The organism is Tistrella bauzanensis (genome assembly GCF_014636235.1).
Classification (GTDB): Bacteria; Pseudomonadota; Alphaproteobacteria; order Tistrellales; family Tistrellaceae; genus Tistrella; species Tistrella bauzanensis.
In genome coordinates this window covers 54,208-70,417 of the sequence record NZ_BMDZ01000016.1, presented here as the reverse complement: position 1 = coordinate 70,417, position 16,210 = coordinate 54,208, and the positions used below count along the sequence as shown (strand labels likewise).

Annotated in this window: 1 protein-coding gene; it reads right to left on the bottom strand. The window is 72.6% G+C overall.

The annotated features are described in order from the left end of the window. Positions 1–2 precede the first annotated feature (2 nt). On the bottom strand, positions 3–16,175 hold the full coding sequence (locus IEW15_RS08960) for a non-ribosomal peptide synthetase (RefSeq protein ID WP_229707951.1): 16,173 nt from the start codon (positions 16,173–16,175) through the stop codon (positions 3–5). Positions 16,176–16,210 lie beyond the last annotated feature (35 nt).

The following is a 16,210-nucleotide window of genomic DNA, read 5'->3' as shown; positions in this document are numbered from 1 at the left end:
GGTCAGGTCTCGTTGCTGCGTGCGGACAGGGCGGTGGTGATCCGGATCAGGAAGCCCATCCATAGGTCGATGGTCGACGCTGCGAAGCGGCCGGTGTCGTATTCGAACGAGAACCGCGCGCGGGCGCCCTCGTCCTCGAAGAACACGATCAGATCGTGTTTGGCGGTGGTGGCGTCGATCAGCCCGGCCACGGCATCGCCCAGAATGCCGCCATCATCCGGCGGCGGCGGCAGACCCGCATCTGTGCCGCCCACCTCACCGCCACCCGTCATGTCGCCGAAGCGCTGATATTCGAAGATCACATTGGCCAGCGGCTGACGGGCGCCGGCGCGTTGCGGCGCCACCGCCCGCACCACCATGTCGAACGGCACGTCGCGCCGGTCCAGCGCCGCCATCAGCCGCTGGTTGATCTGGTCGATCAACTGGCCGGCCTCGGTGTCGTCGTCGAGCTGGATGCGGATCGGCAGCACGTTGACGAAAAAGCCGATCAGCCCTTCGGTATCGGCGCTGTCGCGGCCGGCGACGCCCATGCCGATGACCATGTCGGGCTGTCGGGTCAACCGATACAGCATGGCCGAGACCATGGCCAGGCCGACCGCGGCCAGGCTGGCACCCTGCCGGCGGGCCAGATCGCGGAGGTTTTCAAGCAGCGCCGGCGGCAGGTCGCGGCGCAGTGTGGCCCCCCGGCCCGGCGCGCTGCTATGGCTCCCACCGGATTGGCCCCCACCGGATTGGCCATCAGCGGATTGATGATCCATCGGCAGGGCGATTTCGCCCGGCGCCCCGGCGAGCTGGTCGCGCCACCAGCCGGTTGCGGCCTGCCAGTGCTGTGCCGTCTGCGGCGGCATCTGGCGGCGGGCATGATCGGCATAAGAGATTGGCAGCGGCGGCAAGGCCGCCCGCGTGCCCGCGCGGGCGGCGGTGTAGAGGGCCGCCAGTTCGGCCAGCAGGATGCGGCTGGACCAGCCATCGCCGGCGATGTGGTGCAGCACCAGCAGCAACAGGCTGTCGGTGTCGCCCAGCCGGATCAGCCGGGCGCGCAGCAAAGGCGGGTGGGCCAGATCGAACGGGGTTGCCGCCTCGCGCCGGGCCAGACGCAGCGCTTCGTCGCGCCGTTGAGGGTGATGGCGGAGATCGTCGACCACCAGCGCCGGCGCCCCGCCAGCCACCCGTTGCAGGATCTGGCCGTCGATGGTCTCGAAGCCGGTGCGCAGCACCGCATGGCGCCGGGCGAGGGCATCGAGGGCGCGGGCCAGGGCATCGGCATCGACCGCGCCGCAGGGCAGGGTGAACAGCATCAGCCAGGCGGGGCTGTCGGGCTCCAACTGCTGGAGCAGATAGAGCCGCTGCTGGCCATGGCTTGCCGGATGGAGGCCGGTATCCGACCGGTCGGGTGCTGCCGACGGTGCCATCACCGCCGGAACGGCGGCCGGCTGGTGGCCGGCGCCGGCCCCGGCCGCCACCAGATGCCGCGCGATGCCGGGAATGCCGGGATCGCTGAAGAACACCGACATGGCCAGCCGGATGCCGGTTGTCTGTTCCAGCCGGTTGACCACCCGCATCGCCAGCAGACTATGACCGCCCAGCGTGTTGAAATCGCCATCCGATGCCGTGACCGGCCGGCCGAACACCTCGGAGAACACCGCGCAGACCGCGGTTTCGGCCTCGGCTTCGGCCACGGATGGCGATGACGTGTCGCCGGCGGTGTCGCCGAGCGGCGTGGCGGCGGCGATCAGGGCGTCAAGTCGGGCCGGGTCGTCGGGCAGGGTGTCGAGCCGATGCCAGGAAGCGGGCACCAGGGCCGGTGGCAGCAGTGCTGCGGCCACGGCGTGAAGCTGTGTGGCCGACAGTGGTGGCGTGGCCGATAGTGGCGGCGTCGCCGGTGCCGCCAGCACCGCCGCCCGCAGGGCATCCTCGCCAACCGCGATGCGCAGACCAGCCATGTCGGGCAGGGCCGCCAGCAGCCGCGCCTCGATCGCCGCCGGGTCGAGCAGGTGGCCCTGCCAGCGGATCACGCGGTCCAGCGGGCCGCCGGTTTCGATCTCGCCATCGGCGCGCCAGCGTGCCCGCAGGCCGGTTGGCACGCGGCCATCGGCACCGATCTTGTGCAGGGCCCCCCACACACCCACCGGTGCCGGCGCGCCGGCCGGATCGAGCACCGCCAGACCGTGGCGGGTTTCATACCCGGTGATGATCGCGCGGGCCGCATCTTCGAGCAGTGGCAGGTGGCCCACCGGGTGGTCGGGATCGGCGATCAGGGCGGCCAGAAGGGTGCGCAGCATCGGCGCGAAGGCCGCGATCCGCCAGCCATCGAACAGAGCGGTGTCGTATTCGATCACCAGCCCCATGGCCTCGCCATGATCGGCCAGGAACACCGACAGGTCGTTCTTGCCCGCCGGCCGCGCCAGACCGCGCGCACCGAAGCCGGCGGCACCCACGGCATCCGCCGCGACCGAGGCATGGTTCATATACGAGATCGAGACTTCCGACAGGGGGCTGCGTTCCGGCATCGCCGGCGCCTTCAGCTCGGTCAGCAGCCGGCCGAGAGGCAGGGCGTGATGGGCCAGCGCCCCGCCATGGCGGCTGCGGACATGGTCGAGCAGGGCGGCACCGCTCAGATCGCCGGGGATCGCCAGACGCACCGGCACCAGGGCCGCATGCATGGCGACCGCGCCATCGAAACCGGCGCGGCCACGGGTGTTGACCGGCACCGCGATGGTGACGTCGTCATTGCCGGCCAGCCGGGCCAGCAGCACCGCCCAGGCCGCCAGCAGCACCGAGAACGGGGTCGTGCGGCGCTGCACGGCGAAGGCGCGCAGGCCCGCGACCAGTTCGGCCGGCAGATCGGCGGCGATGGTTGCCACGTCATGGCCGTGACAGGGCGGCCGGGGGCGGTCGGTCGGCAGGTCCAGGCGCGGCAGCGGGCCGGGGAAGACCTGCCGCCACCAGTCGCGGGCCTGATCGGCGGCGGCCGGATCGCGGGTCGCCGTCCACCAGCCGTAATCGACCACGTCGACCGCGACCGGCGCCAGGGTCCGGCCGGCATAGAGCGCGGCCAGATCGCCCAGCAGGATGTCGACCGCCTGGGCATCGGCCATGCTGTGATGGATATCGAAGAACAGCACCGGCCGGCCGGCCGGGTCGCGGTGCAGCGACCAGCGCGCCAGCGGCCCGCCATCGGGATGGAAGGGCCGGATCGCTGCCGCCGGCACCGTGCCGGCCGGATGGTCGATCGGCTGGATGTCGAGCGCCGGGGTGGCCTGCGCCGGATCGATCGGGCACATCACCCAGTCGTCGCCATCGGGCAGGATGCCGGTTCTGAGTGCGGCATGACGCCGGACCAGTGCGGCCACCGCCGCCCGCAGCCGGCTGAGCGACACATCCGGCGCCAGATCGATTTCATGCGGCAGGTTGAAGGCGGTGCCCATATCGGCGATCGCCTCGGCCTGCAGCACGGCACGCTGTTCCCAGGCCAGCGGATACCGGTCGCGCGGCGGCGCCTTGCGCGGGTCGGTGGCTGCCGGTGCGGGTTCGGGTGCAGGTTCAGGCGCAGGTTCGGGCGCGCGATCGGGCTCTGGCGCCGCGGACGGCCGCAACGCCGCCGCCAGCGCGCGGGGTGTGGTGTGGTCGAAGATATCCGACAGGGTGACCGCAAGCCCGGTCTCCGCCGTCAGCCGGTCGGCGATGTCCATGCCAGAGAGCGAATCGCCGCCGAGTTCGAAGAAATCATCATCCGGCCCGACCGTGGGATCACCCAGGATCCCGGCCCAGATCGCGGCGATGCGCACGTCGAGGGGGGTTGCTTCCGCCACGACCGGTTGCGGCATCAGGGCCAGGGCCAGCGCACGCGGCGTGCTGTGGTCGAACAGATCCTGAAGGCTGACCGTCCGGCCGAAATGCGCGGTCAGCCGGTCGGCGATGTCCATGCCCGAGAGCGAGTCTCCACCCAGTTCGAAGAAATCATCATCGGGGCCGACCACCGGATGGCCCAGGATCTGCGCCCAGATCGCCGCGATGCCCGCATCCGGCGCCATCGCGGATGCGGTGGTGTCGGCGACGGCGGCCTCAGGCGCGGGTGCGTTTACCGGCGCCGTCAGAGCAGCGGCGGCGCCGGACGGCAGCACCACGGCCTGTGCCACGCCGGCGGACAATGCCGCGACCCAGGCGTTCACCGCCTGCGCGGGCGTGATGACCGGCGCACCGGCCAGATCATCCGCGCCGGCGCGGGCGGCCATGCCCTGGCCCGCCAGCGTGCACCAGTCGATCGCCAGCGCCGGCCGACCCGCCGCATGGCGGCGGATGGCGAAGCCGTCCAGCCAGGCATTGGCGGCGGTATAGGCGGTGTGGCCGATGGCGCCGGCAAGGCCGGTGACGCTGCCGAACACCACGAAGGCGGTCAGCGGATCGCGGGCGGTCAAGGCGTCGAGATTGCGCGCGCCGGTGATCTTGGGCGCCATCACCGCATCGAAGCCGGCCATGTCGCGCACCGCCAGCATGGCGCCATCGGCAATGCCGGCCATGTGGACCACGGCGGTGATGGTGCCCAGCTCCGACCGGACCCGGTCGAGCGCCGCGCCAAGACTGCCCTGGTCGGTGACGTCGGCGGTATAGTGCCGGATGGTGACGCCATGGGCGGTCAGCCGGTCGATCGCCGCTGTCAGCACGGCATCGCCGGGCGTGCCGCGCGACAGCAGGGCCAGGGCCACGCGGCCGCCATTGCTGAAGGCTTCGGCGAGGGCGGCGGCGAAACCGCCGCTGCCGCCGGTGACCACGCAGACGCCATGATCGGGCCAGACCGGTTGCCCGGACCGCTTCACGGCCGCAAGCCCGCGGGTGAAGCGCTGGCCGTCCTGCCAGGCGGTGAAGGCCGGCTCGGCCCGGTCATAGGACCATTCGGCCGCCACCGCCGCCATGGCCTGACCGGCCGGCACGTCCAGATAGCGCAGGTCGTGATGGCGGGTTTCACGCGCCGCCGCCATCACCACACCGGCCACGGCCGCCTGATCGGGATCGGCGGCGCGGTCGCCGATCGGCGCGGCGCCAAGGCCGGTGACGGCGATCCGCCGGGGGATCGGGGTCGCCATGGCCGCGCGCAGCAGCAGGGCCACATCGCGGGCGGCATCGGCGCCGGCGGGGGCCCGCACCACCAGCGGCGCATCGGCCGGCAGCCCGTCGAGTTCGGCCGCGTCCGAGATGACGCGGGTGCCCACAGGCAGCATGGCTGCCGCGGGTCGCGTGGCGCGGTCTGGTGTCCAGACCGGCGCCAGGATCTCAGGGGCGCCCGGCCCTGCGGCCAGGGTCACGAAGCGCAGGCCATCCATCCGAACACAGACCCGGCCGGTTTCATCGGCCAGCACCAGATCGGCCCGTCCCGGACCGGTGCGGTGGATGCGCGCGATCACCACCTGTGGCAGCGGATGGTGGAAATGGATAGCATCACAGCCGCGCGGCACCTCGCCTGGGCCGATCAGCAGGCTGGCCGCCACATCCAGCAGGGCGGGATGCCAGGGCCATATCGCCAGATCCCCAGCCATGTCGTCAGGTATGGCCAGCCGGGCGACGGCCCGGCTGCGGTCAGACGCCATCCACACCGCCCGCCGGCAATCCCAGCGCCGGCTGATGGTCATCAGCCCCTCGGTGCCGGTGAACGGGCTGAGGGCAAGCCGGATCAATCCGTCGGTCGCAAGGTCGACCGGTGCCGCCGGTGCCATGGCATCTGTCGACAGCCGCGCCTCGGCGCAGGTGACCCATTCGCCGCCGGCATCGCGGGTGGCGACACGCGCCGCGCCATCCTCGGCAATCGTCAGGCTGGCATCGGTTCCGGCGGCGGCGCGGATCGGCCGGCGCCACACCAGATCATGCAGGCTGGCGCCAGTGCCGGCGGCGGCGGCGATCAGCGCCGGTACACCCATGCCGACCAGGGTGGGTATACCGTTCAGGCGATGTTCGGCCATCGGCCAGAACGCCGGATCATCCAGCGGCAGGGCCAGCACCCGGCCCCCCGGATAGGCGATCCAGCCGGCATGGGGTGTTCGGCCGGTATGGGGTGTCCCGCCGGGCCGCGCCGGGCGGGCGACGGGCTCGGCCGCCATCAGGGCGGCGGGCAGCACCAGCCGGCAGGGCTGGCGGGTGAAGGGTGCCGGCGGCAGATGCCGGCGGCGGCTGGGCATGGTCTCGGGCCAGACCGGCACGGCGCCGGCCAGAACCGCCTGCGCCGCGGCATCCGCCGCTGCCCGGCCAGCACCATCCCGGCCAGCACCATCCCGGTTGGCACCATCCCGGTCGGCACCATCCCCGCCAGCATGCCAGACCGGCACCGTCCAACCGCGATCCCGGCGGCGGGACAGGGTGGCGGTGCCGGCCAGGTCGCCGCGCGCCAGCCGGGCGAGGGCCGCCAGCAAAGCGTCGCGGCTGTCCACCGCCAGGGCCGCGCAGCGCGCCAGATGATCGCGGCCATGGGCGAGGGTGTGGGCCACCTCTGCCGGCGTGATGGCGGGATCGGCGATCAGGCGCGTATGCAGCGCACCGGCATAGGCGGTCAGTGCGGCATCATCGCCGGCCGACAGCACCACCACCGCCCAGCCATGATCCGTCGCTGCGATCGTGGCCGGCGGCGGTGCCGCCTCGATCACCGCATGCACATTGATGCCGCTGAGGCCGAAAGCGCTGACCCCGGCCCGGCGGCGGGTGCCGCGATCGGGCAGCGGTGTCGGCCGGTCGGCCACCCGCACCGGTGCGCGGGTGAAATCGATCGCCGGGTTCGGCCGGGTGAAGAAGGGCTGCGGCGGTGCTGTGTCGTGGGCCAGGGCCGCGACTGCGCGCACCAGGCCAAGCGCGCCGGCCACCGTGTCGAGATGGCCGTAATTGCCCTTGGCCGAGCCGATCAGCGCCGGAGCGGCCTCGCTACCGACCGACCCGTCGGCGGCGGCGCGGGTCAGGCCCTCGATCTCGATCGGGTCGCCCAGCCGGGTGCCGGTGCCATGGGCTTCGATATAGGATGCCGTGTGCAGAGGCGCGCCGGCGCGGCGCCATGCATCGCGGATCACGGCCGCCTGCGCCACCGGGTTGGGGGCGGCGGCGCCGCTGGAGGCGCCATCCTGATTGACCGCGCTGGCCAGGATCACCGCATGGATCGGGTCGCCATCGGCCTCGGCGCGGGCGAGAGGCTTCAACACCAGCGCGACCGCGCCTTCACCCGCGCCGGTGCCGTCGGAGCCGTCGGCGAAGGCATGGGTACGGGCGGTCGAGCTTTCGATGCTGAGAGTGGTTGCGGCATCCATCGGCACCAGGATAAGCCGCGCGGCGCCGGCTATGGCCACCTCGGCCGCACCGGTGCGCAGATCGCGGCAGGCGGCATCCACCGCCACCAGACCCGATGAGCAGGCGGTGTCGATCAGCGAGGCGGGGCCATGCCAGTCGTGCAGAAAGCCCAGACGCGTGGCGATGTTCGACGGCACGTTCAGCGCGAAGGCCTGTTCCAGCCGCGCACCCGTGCCGCCGGCACCGCTTCCGCCCGCACCGACCACGCTGGCACCGACCACGCCGGCACCGACCACGCCGGCACCGACCACGCTGGCCACGGCCTGACGATAGACCGGGTTGGCGTTGCCGCCGACATGAACTGCCACCGCGCGGCCATCCAGCGCCGTGCCGCCAAGGCCGGCATCCTCCAGCGCCCGCAGCGCCGTTTCCAGGAACAGCCGCTGTTCCGGGTCGAGCAGGGCGGCATCGGCGGGCGAGAAGCGGAAGCGGCGCGGATCGAAACCGTCGATATCCTCGATCCAGGCAGCCTCGCGCAGCCGCGCCGGCAGGGTCATGCCGGCGGCGGTGGCGATGATGCGCGCGGTTTCAAGCCGTGCGGCCGGCAGCGCGCCCACCCGGTCGGCGCCGGCGGCGACATCACGCCACAAGCCGTCCAGATCGGTGGCGCCGGCGACCCGCAGGCCGATGCCGATGATCGCGATCGCGCCATCCGCGACATCACCGGCGCCGGGTCCGGCCGCAAGCGAGCCGCGGGCCGCGGGCTGCAACGCCACATCCGCCACCTGTGCCGCCTGTGCGGCGACGGTGGTGGCGGCGAACAGCCCGGCGATGGTGAAGGCGCCCGGCCAGCGTGCGTCCAGCCGTTCATGCAGGCGCAGCAGCAGCAGCGAGGTGCCGCCGACGTCGAAGAACCCGTCATCGGTGCCGAAGGTCGTCTCAGGCGGCAGCACCGCGCGCCAGATGGCGGCGATGGCGGCCTCGGGCGATGCCGGGGCATGGGCGGGCATCGGTGCCGGCGCGGCCGCAAGCTGGAACGGCCGGCCGGTCAGCGCCTTGCGGTCGACCTTGCCGTTCGGCGACAGCGGCACCGCGTCGATGCGGAACCAGCGGCTGGGGATCATGGCATCGGGCAGATGGCGCGCCAGGGCGGCGCGCAGGGCCTGCGGCGTCAGGTCGTCGGCGCCCAGAACATAGGCGTGCAGCTCGGTCAATCCGTCGCGGGTGGCGACGCGGGCCAGCCCGCGCGCCACACCCGGGCAGGCATCCAGCGCCGTTTCCACCTCGGCCAGTTCCAGCCGCACGCCGCCGATCTTCACCTGATCGTCGGCGCGGCCCAGATAGGCCACCGCGCCATCGGCGGTCCAGCGCCCCAGATCGCCGGTGTGATAGACCCGCGCGCCGGGCTGATCGGCCTCGGGATCGGGACGGAAACGCTCGGCGGTCAGGCCCGGCCGGCCGCGATAGCCCCGCGCCACCTGCGGCCCGGCCAGCACGATTTCGCCCACGCCGCCCGGCGGCACCGGCCGGCCGGCCGTATCCAGGATCAGCACGCGGGTATTGGCCACCGGCCGGCCGATCGGCACGATCTGGCTGTCGGCGGCCCAGGGCGTGCAGGGCTGCCAGGTGACGTCGACGGTTGCCTCGGTCGGCCCGTACAGATTGTGCAGCATGGTGCCGAAGCGGTCATGCAGCAGGTGGTTGAACCGGCGCACGGTGGCGGCATCCAGCGCCTCGCCGCTGGCGAAGACCAGCCGCAGCCCGGCCAGCCGGCCGGCATCGACGATGCCGTCCTCGATCGCGGTCAGGAAGGCGCGCAGCATGGCGGGCACGAAATGGATCACGGTCACGCCATGGCCTGCGATCGCATCGGCCAGGGCCTGCGGGTCGCGTTCCACCCCCGGCGGCGGCATGGCGACGGCGGCGCCGGTCCACGACCACCACAGCAATTCCCACACCGAGACGTCGAACCCGGCCGGCGTCTTCTGCAGGATCACGTCGCCCGGCCCGATCGGGAAGGTCGCCTGCATCCACAGAATGCGGTTCAGCACCGAATGATGGGCGATCTCGACCCCCTTGGGCCGGCCGGTGGAGCCGGAGGTGAACAGCACATAGGCCAGCGCATCGGGATCGGAGGGCAGCGGCGGCGGTGTCGCCGCCGCCGTTCCGTCAACCTCGTCCACCCGCACGCATCGGTCGGCGGGGAACATGGCGGCGCCGGCGGCATCGCACAGGAACCAGGGATGGCCCAGATCCTCGATCATATGGGCACGGCGGCGCTCGGGCAGGGCGGGGTCGAGCGGGCACCACGCGGCCCCGGCCCGCAGCACCGCATGAATGGCGATCAGCATGTCGGCGCCGCGCGCCAGCGCCACCGCCACCACATCGCCGCCGGCCACACCGGCCGCATGCAGGCGGGCCGCCAGCGCATCCACCCGTGCTGCGAAGGCCCTGTGACTGAGGGTGGGCTGGTGACTGAGCGTGATGTCGGCGCCGATCAGGGCGGGGGCGTCGGGCATGGCCGACACCGCGTCGCGCCAGACCATCGGAATGCTGCGCCGGGTGTCGAGGGCCAGGCCGGTCCGGTTCCAGGCGGCGAGGTGCCGGCGGTCATCGGCGGTCAGCAGCGGCAGGGCCCCGACCGGCGCCGATGCCCCGACCGGCGCCGATGACGGCAGCGCCTCGGCCAGCACCGCCAGCCGGTCGGTCAGCGCCTGCACGGTGGCCGCATCGAACAGCTCGGTCGCATATTCCACATGCAGGCGGATGGCGGCACCATCGCGCTGGATGTGGAAGGACAGGTCGAATTTGGCGAAGGGCAGCACGGTTTCGACCGGCACCACCTGAAGCCCGCCCATGGCCGGCATCGCCGGCATGTCGTCCTGCCAGGTGACCAGCACGTCGAAGATCGGATTGCGGTCGGCCCGGCGTTCGGCGCCGAGGCTTGCCACCACCGCTTCGAACGGCGCGTCCTGATCGGCGATCGCCTCGGCCAGACGGTCGCGGGTGACGGCAAGATGGGTGGCGAAGGCCGCCGCCGGGTCGACCGGCTGGCGCAGCACCACGGTGTTGACCAGAAAGCCCACGACATCCTGTGGCACCGGTGCCGCGCGGCCGCTGACCAGCAGGCCCAGGGCGATGTCGGTCTGCCCGGTCATGCGGTGCAGCAGAATCTGGAGCAGCGCCGCCATCACCGTGAACGGCGTCACCGATGCGGCACCGGCGACCCGGTCGATGCAGGCGGTGGCCGCCTGTGGCAGCACCCGGCTGACCACGGCGCCGGCAAAGCTGCGAAGGGCGGGGCGCGGGTAATCGGTCGGCAGCGCCAGGGCTTCCGGCACCGGCGTCAGCCGTGCCTGCCAGCGCGCGATCAGCGCCCGGCCCTCTGGCGCCGCCAGCCGCGCCCGCTGCCAGACCGCGATATCGGTGAACTGGCGGGTCAGCGGCGGCAGTGGGGCGGTGCCCGCTGCCTGATGGCCGGCCAACTGCGCTTCATAGAGCGTGCCAAGGTCGCGCAGCAGGATCGGCAGCGACCAGCCGTCGCAGACCGCATGGTGAATGACCAGCAGCAGACAGTGATGGTGGCCGGTATCATCCAGCCGGATCAGGGCCGCCCGTGCCAGCGGCTCGGCGCCCAGGTCGAAGGGCCGGGCAATCTCGGCCGCGATGAAGGCCGTCGCGGCATCGGCGTCGAGGGTGAGCCGGCGCGGCGACAACGCGCCGGGTGCGGCCAGGGTCTGGCGCACGCCATCGGCATCGTCGGCGCGGGCGACGAAGCGGGTGCGCAGCGCGTGGTGGCGGTCTTCCAGCGCCACCAGCGCCCGGTCGAGCGCCTGCGTGTCGAGCGCGCCCCGCAAATCCAGCACCATCGGCACCGAATAGGTGGCAAGGCCCGGATGCAGCTTCTGCAGCACCCACAGCCGCGCCTGACCGCTGGACAGCGGATGATCCAGGCCGGGCGCGTGCGGGATCGCCGCCGGACCCACCACCGGCAGGGTGGCCAGATCGGCCGCGATCGCCCGCACCGTGCGGCCGGCCATGATCTGGCCCAGGCCGGGGCGCCGGCCGGTCGCCGTGTCGATCAGCCCCGACAGCCGCATGGCCGCAAGGCTGTGGCCGCCCAGGGCGAAGAAATCGGCCTCGGCATCGATATCGGCACCGGGGAACAGGGTGGCGAAGGCCGTAGCGACCGCCCGCTCCAACGAACTGTCTTCCAACGGGCGGTCGGGCAGGGCCGGCAGGCCGGACGCCAAGGGCATGGCGGCCGCAACCACCGCTGCCGCCGGCGTCTCTCCCGCCAGAAGCCGGGCGGCGGCGGCGCGGTCGGCCTTGCCATTGGCATTGACCGGCAGCCGGTCGACCCGCTCGAACCGGGCCGGGATCATATAGGCGGGCAGGCGATCGGCCACCGCCTGATGCCAGCCCTGAGGATCGGCGGTGTCGGCGGCGACCAGGGCGGCCAGGGTCTGATCGGCACCGGCGCCGATGGCGATCACCATCGCATTCCGCACATCCGGCCGGGCGGCGAGTGCCGCTTCGATGGCCGCGGTTTCGATGCGCTGACCGCGGATCTTGAGCTGGCCGTCGCGCCGGCCGCCGAATTCCAGCAGGCCATCGGCGCGGAGCCGCACCCGGTCGCCGGTGCGATAGAGCAGGGGTTCGTCGATATCGGGCAGGGTGACGAAGGACCGCGCGGTCAGATCGGGCCGGCCGACATAGCCGATGGCCAGGCCGTCGCCGGCGGCCAGAAGGTCACCCCACACCCCCGGCGGCACCGGCCGGCCCCGGTCGTCGACCACATGGATGCGGGTGTTGGCGACCGGCCGGCCGATGGGCACGGGGCCGCCGTCGAGATCGGCTGAGGAGACGATATGGGTGGTGGTGAAGGTGCCGTTTTCGGTGGGGCCATAGCCGTTGAGCACGGTGATGCCGGGGCAGGCGTCGATCAGCCGGGCGATATGGCCGGGGCTGATCACCTCGCCACCGGTCAACAGCAGCGACAGGCTGGCGAAGGTCCGGGGCCGGTCGTCGATGATCCGGTTGAGCAGGCTGGCGGTGACCCAGGCCACATCCACCCGGCCATCGCGCAGGCAGCGTTCCAGCAGCGGCGGATCGAACATGGTCATCGCCGGGATGATCCGCACCCGGCCGTGGTTCAGCAGCGGCGCCCACAATTCCAGGCTGATCGCGTCGAAGGCGATCGGCGCCGTCTGGGCCATGGTCTGCCCCGGCCGGCAGAAGCCGCCATGGGCAAGCCGGGCGATGGCGCGCTGGGGAATGGCGACACCCTTGGGCTCGCCGGTCGAGCCCGAGGTATAGAGGATGCAGGCGAGGTCTTCCGGACCGCGCGGCGCCGGCGCCTGGCCGGGTGCCGCCGCCACCGGCATGGCAGCAGTCAGCGGCACCAGGGTGATGTCGGGGGCGAGCGCCGCCCAGTGTGCCAGCCCGGCGTCATCCGCCAGCAGCACCGTGCAGCCGGCATTGGCCAGCAGCCGCCGGGCGGTGTCGATCGGGAAGGTGGTGGCCAGCGGCAGATAGGCGCCGCCGGCCCAGATGATCCCCATCAGGCCGATGATGCCGCCAAGATCGCGGTCGACCGCCAGACCCACGACCGCGCCGGGGGCGACCCCGGCATCCTCCAGGGCGGCGGCGACGCCACCCAGGCGCGCGCGCAGCGTGCCGGCATCCAGGGTCTGATCGTCATCGGCGATCACCGGGCGCGCCGGATCGGCGGTCAGCACCGCGTCGAGCCGGGTGGCGAGGCCCTGATCGCGCGGATAAGACGTGGCGGTGGCGTTCACCGCATCGATCAGCGCGCGGTCGGCATCGTCGAGCAGCGACAGCCGGCCGAGCGGCGTGGCCGGGTCGGCGGCGGCGGCCATGATCACCGCCTGTAGCACCCGGGCCAGCCGGTCGACCCAGGCCGTGCCGAAGCGGGCCGGATCGTGCTCGATGTTCAGCGCCGCCGCGTCGCCCTGCCACATCAACCCGATCAGCAGCGGGAACTTGCCGGTCGCGATGGCAAGATCGGCGGAATCGAGAGCGGCGAGATCGCCTTCCAGCGTGCAGACCACATCGAAGGGCGCCGGGCCGCGATCGGGCACCGCGCGGCTCCAGTCGGCGGTCAGCCGGGACAGCGGATAATCCTGAACCGCCAGCACCCGCGACAGTTCAAGCCCGATCCGGCGTCCGAGCGTGGTCAGCGTGTCGCCGTCCTCGGGCGCCGCGATCACCGGCAGCAGGTTGACGAAACAGCCAATCGCATCGGTCGTGCCGCCACGATTGCGGCCGGCGAAGGGGAAGCCGAAGGCAAGGCGGGGGGTGTCGTCGATCAGGCGGGTGAGGGCGGTGGCGACGATGGCGGTCCAGATCGCGGTCGGCGTGGCGCCACGGCCGGTCAGCCGCCCCAGGGCGCGGGCGGTCTCGGCCGACAGCCGGGTCATCGCGCGCCGGCCCTGGCCGGTGGCCGGCTGCACGTCAGGGTCGGGATCGGCGGTCAGCGCCCGGCAGGGCAGCAGCGGCAGACGATCGGCCCAGAAGGCGCGGGCGGCTTCGGTGGCGGCATGGTCGCCCGATCCGGCATCGGCGAGCACCGCCATATCGGGCGCCGGCGCCAGCGGCGCGCCCGACAGAAGCGCCGTCAGCTCGCGCTGCAGGATGGCGCGTGATTCGCCGTCGAACACCATATGGTCGACCATCACCCGCAGCCGCTCGGGCGCGTCCTCGTCCCAGCCGAACCGGATCAGCGGCCCGGTGGTCAGGTCGAAGGGCGCCATCATGGCGTGCGGATCGTTGAAGCCGTGCAGGATGACCGCCGGCACCGGGTGGACATGCTGCACCACCTGGCCGTCGGTCGCCTCGGCAAAGGTGGAGCGCAGGGCAGGGTGGCGGCCGATCAGCGTGGTCAGGGCCGCGATCAGCGCCGCGCGGCCGGTGCCGGCCGGCAGATCGCAGATCATGCCGATGGCATAGGTGGTGCCGGGCCCCGCGTCGCGCCGGGCCAGCCACTGGCCTTCCAGCATCGCCGGCAGGGGGAAGGCTGCCTGTGTGGCGCCGGCCGAGGGCGGGGCGATTGCGGCGACGGGTGAGGGTGGGGTGGTTGCGGCGGGCGATGTCGGAACCGCGGCCGGGCCGGGCACCGGGGACAAGGCAGGCGTCGATGCCTGCGGTCGTGCCACAACCGGCCGGTCGAGCAGGCGGGCTGCCAGCGCCGCTGGTGACGGATGACCCAGGACATCGGCGACGGTGACGTCACGACCGGCCGCCACGATATTGCGCAGCGCGCGCGTCACCGGGCCCAGCGCGCGGATCGCCAGCAGTGAATGCAGACCGTGATCGGTGAGGTCCGAGGCCGGCGTCAGCGCCGGGCTGTGCAGCAGGCCGGCGAAAATCCGGGTGATGTCGTCTTCCAGCCGCCAGACCGTGGCATCGTCGATGACCGGCGCCGTGGCGATCGCGGCCGGCCCCGCCGCCAGCGCCTGCACTTGGCGGAGCGGTTGCGACGGATCGGCCAGTGCCGCATCGAGCATGCGTTCATAACTGTCGGCCAGGGCCTCGACGGCCGATGCGTCGATGCGGGCCGGCGGAAAGCTCCACTGCATATCGGCGCCGCCGGCGGTGCCGAAGGTTCGCAGACAGGCGAGCACATCGTCGAGCGGCCCGAAAACCGCGTCGCGCACCGCAACGCTCAGCCCGTCGAAGCCCAGCGTGGCGGGGAAATCCATGGCGTTGAAGGTGGCGCCGCGGGCGATGGCCGATGCCGGCGTAAAACCCGCCTCGCGCCAGCGCACCGGGGCGAGCCGCATATGCCGGAGGTCGCGGCGCGCGATGCCGTCGACCCGGCGGGCCAGATCCTCAAGGCTCTCGGCCGGGTCGATCGGGGTCCAGAACGGCACGGTATAGGCGAACTGGCCCAGCGTGCGCCGGTCGGCACGGGTCAGGCGGTTGCTGAGCAGGGTGGTGCAGGACGGCGTGTCGGTGCCGGTGCTGCGGCCCAGCAGCGCCAGGAACAGGGCCAGCATCACGCTGCTGCGTGCGTTGATGCCAAGCCGGCCGGCCAGCGCGTCCAACGCCGCCATCCGGGCGGTGCCCAGTGGCCGGACCACCGATTGCGGCGGGGCTTCGGTGCCGAGGATGGCGGCCCGGCGGGCGCCCGCGGCAGCGGGCAGGCCGCCCGGCCGCATGGCGGGTCCGAAGCTGTGGGGATGGATGTCGCCGGCCAGCCGCGCGCGCCAATAGGCGAGATCGGCCGCCCCGGCTGCCCCCGCCGCATGGGCCGCCTCACGCATCAGATGGTCGCCATAGGGCAGAAAGGCCGGATCGGGCAGCGGTGCCCCCTGCCTGTAAGCATCATAGGCGGCGGCGGTGGCGGCGGCGGTCATCACACCGCCCAGGCCATCGGTGACCAGGTGGTGATAGCAGCGGATCCAGCAATGCCGGTCGGGGGCAAGCCTGATCAGCCGGTGCCGGTTCAGCGGGCCATGCATCAGGTCGAACGGGCGCAGGCGCAGCGCGTGGAATTCCTCGGTGGACAGCGTCTCGGGGTCTTCGGCATCCGACAGGTCGATCAGGGCGAAATCGAACCGGCCGGGCCGGGCGTCGAACCACTGCACGGGCACGCCGTCATCGGCGGCGAAGCGCAGCCGCGGGCCATCGGTGGTCCGGTGGACGTGATACAGTGCCGCCCGGAACGCCGCCAGATCGAGCGGTCCGTTCAGGCTGATCTGATCCGCGATGTTATAGAACGTCGTGGCGACACCGCCCGCCGCCAGTTCGGCCCAGATGGCCGCCTGGGCGCCCGACAGCGGCATCGGCGCGGATGACGGCGCGGGGGTATCCGCTGCCGGCGCCGCCGCATCGATCACCGCCGACATATCCTGTCGCAGGCTGGGCCCGACCCGACCAATCACGCTCACGCCGCCTTACCTTTCATACGCACCCCGGCTCCTGC